An 18,132-nucleotide genomic window follows, 5' to 3' on the forward strand; every position below is an offset into this window, starting at 1 on the left:
TCCTCCTTGATTTATACAGTTAGACTGTATATAATTTTTTACCTCATGCCAAGTAACAGGAGAATTTATGACAGGCACAGCATCCGGCGGTGTACGCACTGTCCTTCGCCTTGAAAGCGTCTGCATACTTTTGAGCGGTCTGATTGCTTACTCAAAATTTGGTGCAGGCTGGGGCGTGTTTGCCCTGTTCTTTCTGGCGCCCGACTTATCGCTACTTGCTTACCTGGCTGGCCCCAGAGCAGGCGCACTGATGTACAACACTGCACATTCATACGCTGGCGCCACGTTGATGCTGGCGTCCGGGATTTTGTTTTCTGCGCACCTGGCAATCACTGCCGGCATGATATGGATAGCACACATAGGTTTTGACAGGGCCCTGGGTTACGGCCTGAAGTATTCGTCCGGTTTCCGCTTTACCCATCTGGGAATCATTGGACGAGACCCGGACAGCTCTCAGATAATGACAAAATGAAGATTACTGACAATAGCAAACGGCTTTTTGCCAGACGTATTTCATGCAAGAGTAAATAATGCAAAGACGTGCATTCATGGGGCACTTCACGACTTTTCTTGTTGTCCCGAATTGCTTAATGACGGGTAAGGCGGTCGCTGCCAGCAAGATATCACCTCCCAACACACAAAATATAAACATCAACTATTTACCATCAGATCACATGGATAATCATGCTCGCAAAGAAGTCGTAAAACGCTTCAACAAGGAAGTCATAGAAGAAGGAAACCGTGCGTCTTTCGAAGCGCTCATGGATACCCGTTTCATCAATCACTCAGCCCCACGCGGCACCGCAAATGACGCCGAGGGCATGTGGAACACCTTCCAGCACATACTCAGACCTGCACTGAGCGACTTGCAGGTGCAGATACATGATCAATTGTGCGAAGGTGAAAAAGTCACCACGAGAAAAAGCATTACTGGAAAACACACTGGAAGCCTGCTGGGTATTGCTGCCACTGGCAAATCCATTTCCATAGACGTCATCGACATCGTCCATGTCCAGAATGGCCGCTACCTTGAGCACTGGGGCATCAATACACTGAGCGCCGTACTTGCGCAATTACGCACAGACTAATCCACCCGACATGAGCAGCAATGATGCCGCTTGTCCTCACCCCATGAAACTTGGCGAAACCAGCAATATGCGCCATCATCGCACCGGGAGGAAACCAGCTTTGAAAAAACCAACCGTCACTGACAGCGGCCATGAGAATGATCAAGAAAGCGTGCAAACCCTGGCAGAAAATTTGCGAGACACCATAGGCAAATTCGTCCGTGCCGTCCGTAGCCAGGCGGGAACGCCGACTACTGCCCAGGGAGAAACACTGGCCTTCCTGGAGCGCAATGGGCCTGCCAGCATTGCCACCCTGGCAGAGAACCGGGGTGTCAAACATCAAAGCATGCGCCTGGTCATTGCCAAACTCGAAGAAAACAGCCTGATCACCCAGACTCCCGATCCCAAAGATGGCCGCAGCCAACTCATCACCCTGACCAGAAAGGGCCAGGCAGAAAATGCCACTGCCCGCAAGGCCCGTACACTCTGGCTAAGCGAGGTATTATCTACACGCATGAGTGCCCGTGAACGGGCGATTCTGGGCGAAGCAATACCCATACTGCAAAAGATCACCGGCCTCGATTAAGCTTTATTTCCATTGCCTGCGCCGGGGTGGTTTTGATGTTCAATCTTTACTGGTAATACCCAAACTTTCCATGCGCCTTGCAATCGGCATCAACAGGTTTTGTATGAATCAGTTGGGTCAGCGATTGCAAATATCGGCATACACTGATGCTTACCAGCGACGCAGCACTTTGAATATGCCATGCTCCACATCCACGGTGAGTAATTGCCCGCCACGGCTGCCGTAGTGTTGGCCAGAATGAAAACTTATTGTGCCAAATCCTGGCACAGTAAAATCTCTGAGCTGGTTCAGTTGTTGCAGCAGTTCTGCGCGGCCAAGCTGGCGGCCACTGCGTTTAAGTGTCTCTATCAATACCATACCTGCTGCGTAGGCGACGTCATTGTAGGCAGCAGGCAGGTCAAAGACCGGGCTGCTGGTACGCCATGGTAACAACAGACGCAGGCGGGCTGCTTGTGCGGGTGGTAGTTGCAGGCTGGCGGGACCTGTGTGAATGGCACTCGCATATACCAGGCCATCACCAGTGGCGGCAAGTACTTCACGCAAGTTGGCGGCGCTACCCAGATAAATCACTGCTTCGCCGGACTGGCTGACCTTGGCAGACCATATTTGTTCACGCAATGACTGGTGATTTGCCCGCGCCTGCTCGCGTAATTCCTTGAGCAATGCATGCAAGGCGGGATCATTGCTCTGATCATAGATCAGGGTCAGTTGTTGTGTCGCTCTATTGTTGCTAGCTACGCCATGAGCATCCAGCGCAGCCCGTACCAGCAAAGCGCTGGCTTGTTCACGTACTGGCGGCAAGAGGTGGAAGCTGTCTTGTGCAAGCGCGTCAGAAAAACTGTCAAGACCTGGTGCAGGTAAGGGGCCGATGACTGCCAGCTGGTTCACTTCAATCCTTGAACTGGTCGTGGCCTGCGCGCCGCTTTGCAAGCTAGCGACCTCGACAAATACCTGGTCAGGTGCTGGATTGACAAGCAGTTCCAGTTTGCGCCCATATACGCCATTGGCGACCTGATCAAAAGCCTTGTTCAAACCTGCCTGTATGGCGGCACCATAGACGTTGTCAGGCAAAGAGACGCCCACACGTAGTACGGTGTCAGTAAGGCCGGGAGTGTCCTTGCCGATGACACTCAGGTAAGCGAGCAAATCATCGAGGTCTGCGGCATCGATGTGATAACGGGGCATGAGTGGATGCAAGAACTGACCATTGCTGCCCACGCCGTCAAGCAAGGCGCGTTGCAGATGCTGACGGTCTGGTTTACCTGCCAAAGGCGGGGCTTGCAAGCCGCCCTCTTCTTTGCCCTGCCCCAGGCTGCCATGACAGCGCACGCAGGCTGCCTGGCCGTTCCAGCCTTTGTAGTACGTGGCCTGGCCGCGTTGCCATGCCTGACCGTCAGCCCTGGCAAGGTCTGTGCAGAACAGGCAGAGCAAAGCAGCAAGTGCAACCCAAAGCCTTGCCATCATCTTGCGGGCAATAGCTTTCCTACAGCCAGGGCAATATCTTCTGGCTTTGCTGTCGCATAGATTTTTTTCCAGTCGCCGGTCTGTACATTGCCTGCCAATAAAATACCGCTATGGGCATCTTTGTCTTCGCCACTGCCACCGAGTTTTTTAGCGACCGCGCTGATATTCTCTGCACTGCCTGTTAAAAACAGCCAGCCGGGGCGCACCTTGAACTTGCTGGCAAAGTCTTTCAATACCTGTGGGGTATCCGTGTCAGGATCGACTGTAATGCTGACCATTTGCACCCGTGGGTCCAGCAAGGGTTGTACCTTTGCCAGATTGGCGGTCATGGGTGAGCAGATGCCGGGGCAGGTCGTGAAGATGAAATTGATGAGGACGACTTTGTCTTTCATGACATCATCAAAAAAATGCACGGTCTTGCCATCTTGCGTTTGCAGAGGCAAATTGGGAAAGTAGCGGCTATTGGCTGACTGCATGGCAGGGTCAGGCCCGGCAACTTGCTCGATCGTACTCTGGATCAGTTTGGCCTCAGGCATGCTGGCGAGTTGTTGCCAGGCCTGTTTTTTTTCATTGATGACCAGTACCAGGCCGCTGTGATTGCTGATGTCGCCGACACCGGCATTGAGGGAGCGTAATAATTTATCGACGACGGATTTATTACCCGTCAAAAACTGCCAGCCCGGCCCAGCCTCAAATTGTTTGGCAAAGGCTTTGAGGCGTGGCGGCTGGTCGGTATTGGGGTCTATGCTGATGGAGATAAAAACCACGTCGCGCCCTACCCGCGCGCCCAGGTCACGCTGCACCTGGCGCAAGGTGGCGGTCTGGGTGGGGCAGATCATGGTGCAGGACGTGAAGATGAAATTGACGACCGCTGTCTTGCCTTGCACAAGGTCACGGTAGAAGGCGACGTTCTTGCCATCCTGGTTGACCAGTTGAGCTTCTGGTATAGAGCGCATGGCTGCCTGTGCAGATGGCATTGCTACGAACAAGACACTGCACACTATGAGTAGCATTTTGTTTATTACGCCTGTTATGTCATTCATCACTTGCCACATATTGATACACTCCAGTCAGTCTTTATTTCACCGTCAATACCAGTCGTGCCGATTGATTCCAGCTCATGCCCAGCGATGCTGACTGGAAGTAAACATAGTAATGCCCACTGACGGAAGGCGCAAAGTCGATGCCATAGTCGCCGTTTTTTTGTTCCTGTGCATCCAGTTGTAATTGTTGATTACCCGTTGCATTAAACAGCAAGACCTGCAAATCAGGAATGCCGGTCTTTGGCTGGCCACTGAGCGCATCGCGGATAGCGAATTGCAGTTTCTGGCTTTCACCTTTGCTCAATGCTGGCGCAGTTCCAGCCAGTGTCACCGCATAACGTGTTGCAGGTGGTTTGGCCGGATCAGCCTGCACTGTGATCGGAAAACAATGCAGCATCCTGGGTGAGTCGAGATAAAACACTACCTGGTAATTGCCAGCCTTGGGCAAGCGTGCACTGGCCTGGTATAGACCGGGCTGGCGTTCTTGCAGGCTATGGTCCAGCACCAGTACGGCACGCGGCTCGTGGCCGTAATTGCGGAAGCTGCCTGCGGGTGCGCTCATGCCTTCCTGGTAGTAATAGATGGTACGGTCAGCGGGGTTGGCCAGCAAGGCGGCGGCACCATTGGGCACCATCACGGTGGTGTCTGCCAGGCTGCTTGCGCTGTGGCCCTGGTCAAAGGCTTTTTGACCATTACTGACTGATGCCAGCGCCAGTGGCTGTCCTGCCTGTATGTTATGTGCTATTGCATCGAGCGGCACCAGTTGCACGATTTCACTGTGGCGTCGCCGGATATAGGCCATGCGATCAGAAAACGTGACCTGGTCTGGCCCATGTGCAATGTCTGCGCCTTGCACGATCTGGTTGGTAGCAGCATCGAGCAAATCGAGTTTGTTTTTTTGTGGATTGAGGATAACGCCGTAGCGGCCATCGGGTGTAAAGCGGATGGTGGATATGCCGGGCAGCGCCTTGATACTTGCCGCCTGTTTGCCAGCCACATCAAAGGCGATAATCTGGCCATCGCCTTCGTGCGCGACGTACAGCAGTTGCGCCTTGGATGACCAAGCCATGGCGACAGGCCTCGTGCCAGCTGTAAGATCAGCAGTTTTCTTGAGGCTGCCCGCGTCGATGAGGCTGATGCTGTTGTCTTTGGCATTGCTGACAAATGCGCTCTTGCCGTCATCACTGAAGGCGATCGTGTGGTGGCCCAGTCCCGTCTTGATTGCTGCCAGCACCTGGCCATTGGATGCTGACAATACTGTCACGCCATCGTCCGTCAATACCCATACTTGCTGTGCGCCAGGGCGCAAAGCCATTTTCCCCGGATGACCAGGTACGGGCACGTGGGTTTTGACTTGCCAGTTGCGGGTATCAACCAGCGCCACTTCATCCACCTGTGGCTGGCTGACCAACAGGTTTTGCTCGGGTGTCAGCAACCAGTCTTGCCCTGGCCCATGCAGTATCACCATGGTCAGCAGTTTAGAACCACCAAAACCGGTTTGCGGATTGATGACGGAGATGGAATTGTCTTCATTCAGTGCCAGCACGTAATAGGCATTCAGGCTGAGTGCAGGTGCATGCAGTAAATCACCTCCTATGAAGGTGGCGACCTTGCGGCGGCAAGCCTGCTCGCTGCTTTCTTCCCCCTGGGTTTGTCCGCCGTGCCCATCGACCCAGGCGATAGGCCGTACATTTCGGATAGGCCTGGTGCTGGCGGCATCGCGCAGGCTCAGGGTGAAGCGTGCTTCTGCCCCTTCTTGCATGGACTGCGACATCTCCAGTTGTAAGGAAACGCCATCCTTGATCACCTGATTTGGTGTGATGCTACTCTCTGGTACAGATGCTGCGCTGACCTTGCCAGCAAAAATAACTGACAGGGCAGTCGCCAGCACCAAGCCCGCCAGGGCTTGATGCTGGCGACTGCGTACATAGGCGAATTTGCTCAGATTGGCATACCCCATTAGCGTTTCCGACGTTCTATTTTTTGCAATGGCAACACTGGTGGTTCGGCCAACTTATCCACAGCCACTTTCGCGCTATTGGTCGCTGTCAGGATAGCCGCTGCAGGTTTGTGCTGCGCCAGTCCACCGAAAGAAGAGCGCACTTCGAGCATGCCGGGCGTTGCTACATTGGCCTTGAATTGCCAGCGCCCGGTCTGGTCAACTGCGACCTTGCCCAGCACTTTGCCGTCAGCCATGATGGTGACAGAGTCTGCCTGCTCCCATTGCACGCTGCCGGGGCGCACCGTGACGCTACCGGTGACTTCAAGAATGCCCTCAACCGACACCACATTGTCAATCACGACGATATCGGCAAATACTTCCTGCACTGTTGCTGTGACAGATCCGACAGTAATCTGTGGAGCAGGACTGACGCGGAATACGCCCCAGCCGCCGGTGCCATATTGGCCATTGGGCCAGCTGCGGTACAAATAGTCGCCTGGTACTGCGAATGTTCCACCTGCCTTATCCACTACCACATCAAAATGCGAGGTCGTGCCATAGCCGGACTGGGTACCCGTCGATAATGAGGCTGGGTTACTGGCTATCCTGGTGGAGTTACCGGCATAAGGTTCAAACTGCCAATGATGACCAGTCAGCTCAAATACATTCATGCTATCAGCCAGCCCTGGCGGGCCAAACAAGCGGAAGCGTACTGGCGTGCCTGCATTGGCACGGAAGACTGGTGTTTGCGGATCGCCATTGACCAGGGTATTTGATACCTCAGCCGTGGTGTCGATAGCCGGAAGATTCAGATTGACCTGGGTACCGTAGCGATAAAAGAAAGGTTCGGTACGGTAGTTCACCGCCATCATGGGCGCGCCCGCGCTGTACAGTGATTTGCCTTGATACTGCATGGCGATATCGGTTTGCATGAAGACCGCAAAATCACGGAAAGGCTTGCCTGCTGCAGGCGACACCGTGCTGGAGATATGCGTACCCGGATCGTCTTGCCATTTCGCACCGATAGGCTCGATGATCATGCCGCCAAACAAGCCATGGTAAGCCTGCATCAACGGGTCGGCCGGTGTCAGGTTGAGGGCACCAAATTCTACTGGCGTGGCCTTGGTGACGCCGTTTTCGTTTTGCAGGGTACCGGCATACCACGTGTAAGTAATGGATGGCAGAGTACCTGTGCAAGGTAGAGGATTGCAAGCAAGGACAGTCTGTACAGGATTGAGCCCAACGTTCATACCATCTGAATGACTGACATCCATCGCCAGCAATTGTGGATGCAGACCTGCCTGGGTAGACGGCAGCAGATTGATATTGGCGTAGGCGCCTGTAAATCCAGGATTAGGCCTTGCCGCTGACTCAGGTGTGGAAAATACAGACGCCATGGCATTGATGCGATTGGTCAGTTGCAGCTTGATGACATCGCCAGCAGCAGCACGCAAGGCAAGAGGTTCAATATTGAGCCCGGCTTTCAAGGTGCCGTTCGGGTTCAGGTCCTGGTCTTGCACATACACGATGGCATTGGGGTCGTTCAGGGTATCTTTCGAGAACTGGCCATTCGACAGTTTGGCACCGCGGCTGTTATACAGTAAGGGGCTATCGGAACCCAGCAGTTGTTGTATGGTCGTGGCCGATACCTTGAACTGACGCACACAAGGGCCGCGCGCAGTGCAATCAGTGGGCAGGTTGGGCATGGTGGTGGCAACCGGCCTGATGCTGGTATTGCCAGGCAAGGGCGAGAGCCATGACACCTGATTATTATGACTGCGCATCAGGCTCCAGGCACCACTGACATTGCCATCATAGGCATTGCTGGCGTTGACCAGATAATCCAGCGACTGCGCCTTACCGGTTTGCGGGATGGTGAACAGGGTTTCAAAATGCTCGGACAAGCCCATGGTCTGACTGCCGCGGTAGCCAGAGTTGGTATCGAAGGGTTCGAACAACCATTTGTTGCCATTGACAGTGACGGTATGGTTACCCACCAGTGCGCCATCGATGATGCGTAATTGCACAGGGTCGTTTTCATAGACATGCAAGATCGGCGTGAAAGGATCAGTGCCTCCCATCTGTGCACTGACTGGCTGTTTTGGGAAAGTAAAGCAATTATTCGTGGCAGTTTTTACGCAACCCGGATTGATGTTTGCACCAGCCGTTGGTTGCACATTCAGTTGTGCATCATTACGTAAAATGGAGCTGTAAGAGCCTGCCAGGTCCGTGCCTGAATTGACGGCACCATTGCTGGACGCCACCCGCAAGGCCAGGGATTCATTGCGGTAATTGAGTACCGACACACCGATACCAAAACCACCAATGATACTTGGCGTGGTGTTTGGCGGAATCGGTGGATTGACCGGATTGCTGACTGCAAATGGCAAACAGCCGACGCAGTTGATACCATTGAGCGGATCAGCCCAGCCAGTGTAACTACCATTTGCGCTGCGCTTGCAACCGCTGTATATCGGGTCCTGGCCGGGATAGCAATCAAAGCTGGTACGGCTGGCTGGCAAATAGGCAAATTGTGAGTCTGCAACAGCCAGCGCAAATTCACGGTAGGCCTTGCCCTGGCGTGGCAAGATGTTGGCTGCATAACTGGTGGGGCCACCATCGCTACGGCCACCCAGCCAGGTTTTACCATCGACCGAAGTCCAGCGTGAGTCTGTTGGCTCTACCACCAGCCCGGCATACAGGCCCACCATCTGGTGGGTAGACGGACCAAAATGGTCATGGGTAAATACGGTCAGCAGGGTGCGGTCGGCTTTTTGCTTGTCCATTACCGGATCAACCCACCAGCGCTGAACCGTCGCCTGTGCGCCCACCCACTGCTTGCTGCCGGGTGTAGGGCCATCGCCAAAGCTGGCTATGGGTTTGGCGGTCAGCTTGACTGATTTGCCATTCACGGCAATGCCACCAGCCTGATTGATGCCGGTGATACGGGCGCGCACCTCGTCGGGGCTGAAGGTGCCGTCTTCATAATTGAAACCATTGGCTGCACCATCGGATGCAAGCACATCAAACTTCACCAGGTGGATATGCTGACCGATGATGTCCGTCGGTGTGCGTACCTGGAAATCATCGAGCTCATAATAACTGGGAACGAGATTGGTGTGCCAGTACTCCACCACATCATTACTGTTGGCGCGGAAGAACAAGGGTTCTGGCGGTTTGTCACCGTTCAATATCGGTTTCACATCCTGCCACAAGGCCAGTATGCGTTGCTGCGGGAAGTGCCAGCCTTTTTTATTGAGCACAACGTCAGTCTGCATGGCAGCGCCCTTGTAGATGCGTACTGGTGGTGTGACGGTAGCACCTCTGGCTGGGTTGGCAAACGGTGCACCAGGTGCACGCTGCAAACCATTCATGGCAAACTGCGCGGGGCTGCCATCTGGCAACCTGGTAGCAACTGATTTTTGTTCATGCATGGCCATTGCCGCCTGTTCTGTGACGGTGCCCTGCTCTGGCAATTCTATGGCATTGATACTGCTCATTTCCTTGGTAAAGTCGGTCTGCGTGTATTGATCGACAGAAATTTTTCCGCCGGTGATCAGATGGCGTGGCAAGCCGCCATTCAGTGCGACGCCATTCTCGACGGCAAAATCATTGGGCGGATGCGGCGCACGGTGGCCGGCGATGCCCGGTACAAAGAAGGGATAACCAGGGTTGCCTGCACCAGTCACTTTGACCTGGCCTTTATCGATATGCACTGCCGCCGGCAATGGTGCCATGGCACGGGTTGGCAGGGGCACTAAGCCGGGGATGGGTGTGCCAGCCAATATCTCGGCGTCAGGCAGCGCCCGCGACATTGGCACTGGCCTGCCATCACTGCCCAGGGGCGTGCCCAGTTCCAGCACGTCATGCACGCGGAACAAGGCCCACATGCCGCTGGCAAAATGCGGATAGAAATGGCAATGGAAGATAGAATCACCCGGCGTCAGGTTGCGGTTACCGCTGCCTTCATAGACCAGGTCCATTGTATAGGAAGTGCCTGGGCCTATGGTCTGACTGTCGAGGTAACTGCTGGCATCACTGTCCGGTGAATATAGCCATTGGTGAGCATGATGATGATGCACATGAAATACCCCCTGCCCCGCATGCAGGACACGGAAACGGGCGCGGTCACCCTGGTAAGTGTGATACACATTCGATGGATCATCCGGGTAGAGCGCCACCGTCGCTTTGGGTGGGGTGCAAGGCTGGGGCGAGCATGTCAGATTGGCGGGATTATCAACCACCATGGCTGGATCACCACCCGCCCACGAGCTCAGGAAAAATTCTTCAAACTTGCATTCAGGGCAATCAGCAGTCGGCCCGACCTTGAGACGGTTAGCGAGAATTTCAGCAGAAATACCTGCTGAACCATAATTGATGGAAAAAGCATCATTGGCACCGCTGAGCACATTATTTTGATCCGCCAATTGGGGAAATGCCTGAACAAGTGAGAAGGAGTCATGGTACATCACCGTCACTTCACGGTATGGCGATTCCGGGTTGAGATAGGAGGGATTGCGTGCACCAGTCACCGTGAAAGGGCCATGATTTGGTCCGGTGATGATGGCAGTCAGATCGCTGTGGACAATATTATTTTTAGCATCCAGCATTTTCAATACCGGCTTGCTGCTGCCAGGCACCAGCGCACCGTAATTGATCACTGGGTAACCCGCAGTACCGGTAACCGAAGCCTGTTGCATTTCAGCCTGCGTGACCTGGCTGCGATACCATTCTGAGCCGCGTGGCTGCACATTCACAGAACCAAACAGGCCATAGGTCAATTGCTCCTGCCCGGCCAGGCTATACAGTAAAAAACTGCCCTCTTCTGCCGCGAACAGGCGATAAGTGATCGCTTTGCCAGGCTGGATAATACCGCTGGCATCTCCTGTCGCAGACACAGGATTATTACCTACAAAGGCGCCGTCATCGGTGATGGTTTGCACCAGCTCCATACCGGCCACATGCACCGATGCATTGCGCGTCGCAGGCGGGTTGGAATTGGAATGTGGCCGATTGAGCCAGTTCTGGAAATTGACCACCAGGCAGTCGCCCACATTCGCCCGCAAGACCATGGGCCGTGGGCGTTTGCCTGGCCGCAATTGTGCATTGCCTGGCCCTGGCGTGCTGCCTCTGACAGCGACCACATCGCCACGCAGCGCATACACCATGCCGCCCGGTTGCGAAGTGCCGAGGCGGTTAATCATCATGGCCTGGTCTATCGCCACCACGTCCGCCGTGACGATGCGTTCACAACGCGCAGCAGCCAGATTATCCGGCGCAGCCTGGGCGTGAGCCTGAGCGGCGAGCATGAGTAATATGGGGGCGAAACTACCGCCTATCATAGAAAGGAATTTCATCTCGGTTCCATTTCAAGAAAGTTGGGGTGCGATAAACCTGGGTGCAGTTTGGCAGAGCTGCCAGTTGTTTATATTTTTAATTGCTTTTTTTATAATTTCGACTTCACTATACTCCAATTTCTTAAGTTTTTAGCAATCAGTGGAAATATTTTAATTGCGGCTGGATTGTCGTTGTGTTTTTAATACAAACTTCAGCGCGAGATGTCAAACCAGCCGGAAAACTGGTCACGAATGTGTCGCCACGGAATACCGTCTGGCAAAACCACGTCAACGAGTTCTACCCTTATTCATCAGGCGACGCAGGATTGCGCACTAAACAGGAGTCGCCATGGATATAAATAATCTGGCATAGCGAAACAAACTTATGAACAAATCGATGATGTGTGTCCCATGGCAGGGAAAATACCCCGCGTGATTTCATTCCCTTTGAAGCCATTCGGATTCAAACGGGGAATACGCCTGCACTTTTCGTCCCTAAAAAGAAAAGCATCGAATGCAATAAACCAATCGAGGCCACATGGCATTTATTAAATAATTAACATTTTTTATAGTCTATTAGCCATATTAAAATGCTGACTTCTGCACAAATATGGTATTGTCAAAAAAGCACTTAAATTGACGAGGAATAAATGGACGACCAAGAAGAGATCAAACGCGATAAAAGAATAGTAGATGTACTGTTCATTATTTTTTTCCTTATAACAGGATTTTTCGCTTTCCTAATATATCTATATGCCAAAACATTTACAGATTTAGGTAAGTCTTCTTTATCTGAAGCCAGTCAAAAGGCTCTACTTGATAAAGCCGCTACCTGGGGTCAACTTGGCGATTTTTTTGGAGGGCTTGCAAATCCAGTCATTGGATGGATAACGATATTTCTACTGATTCTAAATCTTGTATATCAAAGGAGGCAATTGAGTAACGCAAAAAAAGAAGCCGAAAAGGCGCATGAAATTAATCTAGAACAAGCACGCCATGCGATAGTACAAAGTTTTGAACAAACTTTTTTCTCATGGCTCAACAATCTTAGAGATGCGATTGATTCTGTTACCTATACTCACATGGACGAAAACAATGACCGCTTAGATTGCAAAGGTGCGGAAGCATTGAAGTACATGATTAAAGACTCGCCATTATTTTCACTCAATCTCATTAAGTCTAATTCCTTTCAAGAAAATCCGGCAATTGATGCGCACAAAAAATGGACGTCGTTCTATCACGAATACGAGCATATTCTTAGTAGAAAGTTTAATACCTTAGAACCTGTTCGAGATCTTATTGTAAACAAAAGGAATATTGCGTAAACTCGGTTAGATGAGAAAAATCTACCCAAGCGACATAAGTCGAGAACAGTTTGCAAAGATAGAAGATATTCTGCTGAGCGCACGCAAGAAAACCAAGCCGCGCCAAGTGGATTTATATGATGTTTTTTGCGCGGTATTGTACGTGTTAAAAAGTGGCTGCCAGTGGGACATGATACCGAGCGACTTTCCTCCTAAAAGTACGGTGTACACGTACTTTAAGCAATGGAAAGAGAAGCCGTTGGGAAGTGAGTTAAGCCTGCTGGAGCAGGCTTTAAAAAAATCAGGTTGGCGCGGCCCGTACCAAACATGGTCGGAACGTACACAGCACCTTTTTGATTGTTGACGCCCAGAGTGTCAAAAACACGGATACGGCAAAACACAAAGGCTACGATGCAGGGAAGAAAATATCAGGAATCAAGCGCCATATTGCCGTTGACACAGAGGGGCTACCTCATGCCATTGCCGTGACAACAGCCGACATCACGGATAGAAAGGGAGCACTGGAAGCGTTTGAGCAGCACAAGCATTCCTTGGGCAAGGTTGCCAGCGTGCTCGTCGATGGTGGTTATACGGGACGCCCTTTTGCTGAGGGTGTCCATCAAATTCTGGGGGCGTCCGTACAAGTTGCCAAGCGCAATGAACTCCACACCTTTAGTGTCATGCCTCAGCGGTGGGTGGTGGAACGCTCTTTTGCCTGGCTTGAGAAATGCCATCGCCTTTGGAAAAACTGTGAGCGACAATTAAATACCAGCTTGCAATTCGTTAATTTGGCATTTCTCACTTTGCTCTTGCGGCGCGGGTGATCAAAAAAGATCTCGAACAGGTTCTTAGAACGATTTCTATATTGGATACATAAGAATCCGAATTTAGATATCTCTCAAAAAGATTTTTACTTTGGTATTTTGACTGACCAATTTTCAAAAACCGAATGGGACATACTTTTTTATTACTGCTCAACTTCACAAGGTCGTCGCATTAGAAAAATAATTGAAACTTATGCCCTTATGGAAAAATACCATTTGGATTCCGTCATGATGAAAATTTATCAAAATGGGCTTCTAGAAGGCGAGAAATTTGCGCCATCCGCATTTGATAGCGCGATAGCGTTTACTTGAGAATCCTGGTGCCAGGGCACAAAAAAACCCAGATACATTTTAGCGATCAGGGCTTTGTCTATTAAACCCGCGTCTATTCTCTCAATCATGGGATTTCAGACGGAAAGCGCGGGATACCGGCAGATAAGTTGTAAGACCAAATTGCGGTCTGTTTTTTTTAATTTATCAAGTACTCGTTGTAAACTTGTTTGCACGTGCAAAGATTAGACCGACATGCTTGACACGATGGATGCGCAATTTCTGCCTGATCTGCTCATTCATCTGACCAGTGCATCACATACTTCAACTGTAATGCCTGCTTATCCTCATGTCTACCTAACATCGTCCAAGCCGCCTCAATCAGCCAGTCATCCAATCGATCAGCCTAATTAAATGCTGCAATTCCAATCTCACCCAAGAGCGATTTACGGCTCACCATATGCCCTAGCAACATCAAGCCCGGCTTCGATATCCACTCTTCCATTCCCGCAATGTCTTTAAACAGCTTTGGCTTTTCGCTGACATCAATATAGGCGATGTGACGCCGCGCGCGGATTGAAGACAGTACCCTGATCAAATTACTCGCAGAATGCTCCAGATAAGCCAAGCCCATAGCCTAGTCCATAACCATCGTAACCCTGCCAGTCATGCCACCTACTTATCTTATTTTAAATAGATTATGCCAAAGTGCATAAACTGACTGTAAACGGTTAATTACAAAAGGAAAAAGGGGTTAAATCATACTTGATTTAACCCCTTCTTACGTGTTACTGGCGGAGATGGTGAGATTCGAACTCACGATTCAGGTTACCCCAAATGCTTCCTTAGCAGGGAAGTGCCTTCGGCCACTCGGCCACATCTCCACACTATTGCAGCCGCTAAAACTCAGCTGCAATTGAGACCGTGATAATAGCTGCTTGTATGACTTTGGTCAACAGTCAGGCCAGAAAATTTTTTAGGCGCTTTCCAGGCCAAATGCTTTGTGCAGGGAGCGGACTGCCAACTCCATGTATTTTTCATCAATCAGGACCGAAATCTTGATCTCGGAAGTGGAGATCATCTGGATATTGATGCCCTCTTCCGACAAGGTACGGAACATCTGGGAAGCGATACCAACATGGCTGCGCATGCCTACGCCAACCACGGAGACCTTGGATACCTTGGAGTCACCAACGATGCTGCCTGCGCCGATATGGGCCTTGACGCTGTTTTCAAGCACGTCCATGGCCTTGGTGTATTCACCGCGTGGTACCGTGAAGGTAAAGTCAGTCTTGCCTTCGACGGACTGGTTTTGGATGATCATATCGACTTCGATATTGGCATCAGCAACCGGGCCCAGGATTTGATAGGCGATGCCTGGCTTGTCTGGCACACCCAGGACGGTGATTTTTGCTTCATCACGGTTAAACGCGATGCCGGTGATGGTAGCTTGTTCCATGTGTCTATCTTCCTCAAACGAAATCAGGGTGCCGGAATTCGCTTCTTCTTCCAGCGGTATTAATGGGTCGGTCAGTGATGACAAAACGCGGGTAGGCATGCGGTAGTTACCGGCAAATTCGACGGAGCGGATTTGCAGAACTTTGGAACCCAGCGAAGCCATTTCCAGCATTTCTTCAAAGGTAACAGTATTCAGGCGGCGCGCATCAGATACCACGCGCGGATCGGTCGTGTAGACTCCGTCAACGTCAGTATAAATCAGGCATTCTTGTGCCTTGAGTGCGGCAGCAACAGCGACAGCCGAAGTGTCAGAACCACCACGACCCAAGGTCGTGATATTGCCCAGATCATCAACGCCCTGAAAGCCGGTAATGATGACGATCTTGCCTGCATCAAGGTCAGCCTTGACCTTGGCTTCATCAATCGAGGCGATCCTGGCCTTGGTGTGGGCAGAATCCGTCTTGATGGCAACTTGCCAGCCTGCATAGGACACGGCTTGCTTGCCTATCGCTTGCAGGGCAATGGCCAGCAAACCAACGGAGACCTGTTCGCCGGTAGAGGCGATCATGTCGAGTTCACGAGGATCTGGCTGTGCAGAAATTTCTTTTGCCAGGCCAATGATACGATTTGTTTCACCAGACATTGCTGAAGGCACCACGACTATCTGGTGACCGGCATCATGCCATTTGGCGACGCGCTTGGCGACGTTCTTGATGCGTTCTGTCGAACCCATCGAAGTACCGCCGTATTTGTGGACGATTAAAGCCATAGATATAGAAACTGAGATAGAAACTGAGATAGAAGACCAAAGGGTGAAAAATGCGGAAAATCAACCTCTTACTGTACATGCTGCCCTGCAAAATAACAAGGCACTTGCACGCAGAAAACCTGAAGAAATGCTGGCTCAAGGTTTAGCAAAAGCAAATTTTCTACAGAAGCATGGTTATTCAATCAAGGAATTTGCAAGAAAGCGGGCGTCTATGGAACTGCTGGAGAAAGAAAAATAATTGATGGCATTCAGGAATAATGCCTATCGCAACAGACAGAGTGTGAAATACCTCTATTTTTATGTTTTAAATCAAGGAGTTGATAAAACATACTCCAGACCAGTATATTGGATTGACGGCACCATCAATCATTTCATCAAGACCCGGAATCGCAAATTACTTATTTGCATATCAATATAAGAATTCAATTGATATGCAAATTTTGCGCGCACCTACCTAATTTACTTTTTAGCGTATTTGGAAAACAGGCGACGCCAGCCTTCGTGGCCCAGCTCGCGCATGGTTGCCATATTCTTTTCATAAATTTGCTCAGCCTCAGGGAAAGCCTCAACTGCCCTGTCTATGCTTTCTTCACGCAGCAGATGCAGAGTCGGATAGGGGGAGCGATTGGTGTAGTTTTCTATATCATCCGGCTCGGTACCGGCGAACTGGTAATCAGGATGGAAGCTGGCAATTTGCAAGATGCCGTCGAGCTCCATTTCCTCCAGCATGCCATCGGCGACATCGAGGAAATCATTGAAGTCCAGGAAATCATGCAAGGCCAAGGGATGGATCAGCAAAGTGGTTTCTATCTTCTCGGGATTGGCCTCTGCCAGCAATTCGAGTTCGCGCTCCAGGTCTTCCAATAAGCTGTCTGGCGTTTTTGCTTCGCTGACGACATAGCGTACCTGCTGCTTGACTTGCACAGCCTTGGCAAAGGGGCAGAGGTTCAGACCGATGACGGCCTTGTCCAGCCAGGCTGCGGTTGCGGAAATGACGTCGTCGGTGTTAATGAGATTGCTGGGCATGATGTACAAAAAAAGAGTGAAGGCCCGAGAATAACATGGCAAATTTGCTGATGCATGACATCCGACAATTTTGCATGATATCCACAGTATTTCAGAGCCTTCAACCCTTGCCCCCTGCCCTGCTGTTCAGTCTTTACTTCGCCTCACCAGCAATCGCCTTATAGCTGACCGCACCCAGCACAGCACCAACGACAGGTGCAAGCCAGAACAGCCACAATTGCTGCAGAGCCCAGCCGCCCACATAGATGGCCACACCCGTGCTACGGGCAGGATTGACCGAGGTATTGGTGACAGGAATGCTGATCAAGTGTATCAATGTCAGACCCAGGCCTATGGCGATAGGCGCAAAACCCTGTGGCGCGCGGCTATCGGTAGCACCAAGAATAATCACCAGAAACATCATCGTCATGACAACCTCAGTCACCAGTGCCGCCACCATGGAATAACCGCCAGGCGAATGCTCACCGTAACCATTCGAAGCAAAGCCGCCAGACACGTCAAAACCGGCCTTGCCGCTGGCAATCAGGTACAAGACACCACCGGCAACAATACCGCCCAATACCTGGGCGACGATGTAAGGCAGTAATTGGTTAGCAGGAAAACGGCCACCTGCCCATAAGCCTATAGAGACCGCGGGATTAAGATGACAGCCAGAGATATGGCCTATCGCAAAAGCCATGGTCAGCACAGTCAGGCCAAAAGCCAGTGACACGCCATGCAAGCCTATGCCCACACCAGGGAAAGCGGCCGCCAGCACTGCACTGCCGCAGCCGCCAAGTACCAGCCAGAATGTTCCCAAAAATTCAGCACCATATTGTTTCATTTTTTCGCTCACTTTCTAAGGTATCGGTTGCCCGGTTTTGCTGCCTGGCAGATTCCAGATCGCGCCAGTACAGTGAGCAACAATATAACAAACTTATATTGCCTTATTGTTAAAATGTGTGATGTATTGCTATTTTTCGCCTCGCCAAACGTGTGAATTAAACATGTTTTTCAAATAGCTGAGCAAGACTCATTGAAAGAAACAAGAAGCTAATAAAAAA

Annotated in this window: 15 protein-coding genes and 1 tRNA gene; 7 read left to right on the forward strand and 9 right to left on the reverse strand. The window is 51.3% G+C overall.

Going from position 1 to position 18,132, the window contains the following annotated elements; translation table 11 throughout:
* Positions 1–67: 67 nt before the first annotated feature.
* From UNDKW_RS15755 to UNDKW_RS15765, 3 genes are all read left to right on the forward strand, one after another.
* Entirely contained in the window at positions 68–472 is a 405-nt protein-coding gene (locus tag UNDKW_RS15755) for a DUF4260 domain-containing protein (protein ID WP_162059440.1), read from the forward strand.
* A 202-nt stretch (positions 473–674) separates the two neighbouring features.
* Positions 675–1,088 (forward strand): ester cyclase, encoded by a 414-nt coding sequence (locus UNDKW_RS15760; protein ID WP_162059441.1) that lies wholly within the window; start codon positions 675–677, stop codon positions 1,086–1,088.
* The gene (locus tag UNDKW_RS15765) at positions 1,066–1,653 is read left to right on the forward strand and encodes a MarR family winged helix-turn-helix transcriptional regulator (protein WP_232062996.1); all 588 of its coding nucleotides are present in this window, start codon (positions 1,066–1,068) and stop codon (positions 1,651–1,653) included. Before UNDKW_RS15760 ends, UNDKW_RS15765 begins: the two co-directional genes overlap by 23 nt.
* A gap of 150 nt (positions 1,654–1,803) precedes the next feature.
* Here UNDKW_RS15765 and UNDKW_RS15770 read toward each other — a convergent pair whose 3' ends face one another.
* The 4 genes from UNDKW_RS15770 to UNDKW_RS15785 form a co-directional block, all read right to left on the reverse strand.
* The gene (locus UNDKW_RS15770; RefSeq protein ID WP_232062997.1) at positions 1,804–3,117 is read right to left on the reverse strand and encodes a c-type cytochrome; all 1,314 of its coding nucleotides are present in this window, start codon (positions 3,115–3,117) and stop codon (positions 1,804–1,806) included.
* Positions 3,114–4,073: an SCO family protein gene (locus UNDKW_RS15775; RefSeq protein ID WP_232062998.1), complete on the reverse strand. Its 960-nt coding sequence runs from the start codon at positions 4,071–4,073 to the stop codon at positions 3,114–3,116. The genes UNDKW_RS15770 and UNDKW_RS15775 overlap by 4 nt, the downstream gene beginning before the upstream one ends.
* Positions 4,074–4,194: 121 nt before the next feature.
* The gene (locus UNDKW_RS15780; protein WP_162059444.1) at positions 4,195–6,120 is read right to left on the reverse strand and encodes a hypothetical protein; all 1,926 of its coding nucleotides are present in this window, start codon (positions 6,118–6,120) and stop codon (positions 4,195–4,197) included.
* Entirely contained in the window at positions 6,120–11,459 is a 5,340-nt protein-coding gene (locus tag UNDKW_RS15785) for a copper oxidase (protein WP_162059445.1), read from the reverse strand. The genes UNDKW_RS15780 and UNDKW_RS15785 overlap by 1 nt, the downstream gene beginning before the upstream one ends.
* Before the next feature lie 629 nt (positions 11,460–12,088).
* Between UNDKW_RS15785 and UNDKW_RS15790 the strand changes: the two genes are divergently transcribed.
* The 3 genes from UNDKW_RS15790 to UNDKW_RS31165 all read left to right on the forward strand — a co-directional run bounded on the left by UNDKW_RS15790 (position 12,089) and on the right by UNDKW_RS31165 (position 13,878).
* The gene (locus tag UNDKW_RS15790) at positions 12,089–12,763 is read left to right on the forward strand and encodes a hypothetical protein (protein WP_162059446.1); all 675 of its coding nucleotides are present in this window, start codon (positions 12,089–12,091) and stop codon (positions 12,761–12,763) included.
* 10 nt (positions 12,764–12,773) lie between these two features.
* A protein-coding gene (locus UNDKW_RS15795; RefSeq protein ID WP_162059447.1) for an IS5 family transposase occupies positions 12,774–13,566 on the forward strand; the annotation gives its coding sequence in 2 pieces (ribosomal slippage) (positions 12,774–13,039 and positions 13,038–13,566; 795 coding nt in all).
* 9 nt (positions 13,567–13,575) lie between these two features.
* Positions 13,576–13,878 carry a putative phage abortive infection protein gene (locus UNDKW_RS31165; RefSeq protein WP_162061967.1) on the forward strand — a complete coding sequence of 101 codons (303 nt, stop codon included), beginning with the start codon at positions 13,576–13,578 and terminating at the stop codon, positions 13,876–13,878.
* A gap of 364 nt (positions 13,879–14,242) precedes the next feature.
* Here UNDKW_RS31165 and UNDKW_RS15805 read toward each other — a convergent pair whose 3' ends face one another.
* The 3 genes from UNDKW_RS15805 to UNDKW_RS15815 form a co-directional block, all read right to left on the reverse strand.
* A complete protein-coding gene (locus UNDKW_RS15805) occupies positions 14,243–14,470 on the reverse strand; it encodes a hypothetical protein (RefSeq protein WP_162059448.1) in 228 nt (75 codons plus the stop codon).
* A gap of 158 nt (positions 14,471–14,628) precedes the next feature.
* Positions 14,629–14,720: transfer RNA gene (locus tag UNDKW_RS15810), tRNA-Ser, on the reverse strand.
* A gap of 92 nt (positions 14,721–14,812) precedes the next feature.
* Positions 14,813–16,063, reverse strand: coding sequence for an aspartate kinase (locus UNDKW_RS15815; protein WP_162059449.1), 1,251 nt, complete (start codon positions 16,061–16,063; stop codon positions 14,813–14,815).
* Here UNDKW_RS15815 and UNDKW_RS15820 point away from each other — a divergent pair.
* The gene (locus UNDKW_RS15820; protein WP_232062999.1) at positions 16,044–16,301 is read left to right on the forward strand and encodes a hypothetical protein; all 258 of its coding nucleotides are present in this window, start codon (positions 16,044–16,046) and stop codon (positions 16,299–16,301) included. The two genes, UNDKW_RS15815 and UNDKW_RS15820, sit on opposite strands and share 20 nt — an antisense overlap.
* A 221-nt stretch (positions 16,302–16,522) precedes the next feature.
* Here UNDKW_RS15820 and UNDKW_RS15825 read toward each other — a convergent pair whose 3' ends face one another.
* On the reverse strand, positions 16,523–17,089 hold the full coding sequence (locus tag UNDKW_RS15825) for a DUF1415 domain-containing protein (protein WP_162041929.1): 567 nt from the start codon (positions 17,087–17,089) through the stop codon (positions 16,523–16,525).
* A 133-nt stretch (positions 17,090–17,222) separates the two neighbouring features.
* On the reverse strand, positions 17,223–17,912 hold the full coding sequence (gene aqpZ / locus UNDKW_RS15830; protein ID WP_162059450.1) for an aquaporin Z: 690 nt from the start codon (positions 17,910–17,912) through the stop codon (positions 17,223–17,225).
* Positions 17,913–18,132 lie beyond the last annotated feature (220 nt).

It is taken from the genome of Undibacterium sp. KW1 (assembly GCF_009937955.1).
In the GTDB taxonomy this organism is placed as follows: Bacteria; Pseudomonadota; Gammaproteobacteria; order Burkholderiales; family Burkholderiaceae_D; genus Undibacterium.

Coding starts and splice junctions, on each gene's coding strand:
- UNDKW_RS15825 (WP_162041929.1), bottom strand. CDS start 17,089: ATGCCCAGCAATCTCATTAACACCGACGACGTCATTTCCGCAACCGCA.
- UNDKW_RS15760 (WP_162059441.1), top strand. CDS start 675: ATGGATAATCATGCTCGCAAAGAAGTCGTAAAACGCTTCAACAAGGAA.
- UNDKW_RS15770 (WP_232062997.1), bottom strand. CDS start 3,117: ATGATGGCAAGGCTTTGGGTTGCACTTGCTGCTTTGCTCTGCCTGTTC.
- UNDKW_RS15790 (WP_162059446.1), top strand. CDS start 12,089: ATGGACGACCAAGAAGAGATCAAACGCGATAAAAGAATAGTAGATGTA.
- UNDKW_RS15780 (WP_162059444.1), bottom strand. CDS start 6,120: ATGGGGTATGCCAATCTGAGCAAATTCGCCTATGTACGCAGTCGCCAG.
- UNDKW_RS15805 (WP_162059448.1), bottom strand. CDS start 14,470: ATGGGCTTGGCTTATCTGGAGCATTCTGCGAGTAATTTGATCAGGGTA.
- UNDKW_RS15755 (WP_162059440.1), top strand. CDS start 68: ATGACAGGCACAGCATCCGGCGGTGTACGCACTGTCCTTCGCCTTGAA.
- UNDKW_RS15815 (WP_162059449.1), bottom strand. CDS start 16,063: ATGGCTTTAATCGTCCACAAATACGGCGGTACTTCGATGGGTTCGACA.
- UNDKW_RS15785 (WP_162059445.1), bottom strand. CDS start 11,459: ATGAAATTCCTTTCTATGATAGGCGGTAGTTTCGCCCCCATATTACTC.
- UNDKW_RS15775 (WP_232062998.1), bottom strand. CDS start 4,073: ATGCGCTCTATACCAGAAGCTCAACTGGTCAACCAGGATGGCAAGAAC.
- aqpZ (WP_162059450.1), bottom strand. CDS start 17,912: ATGAAACAATATGGTGCTGAATTTTTGGGAACATTCTGGCTGGTACTT.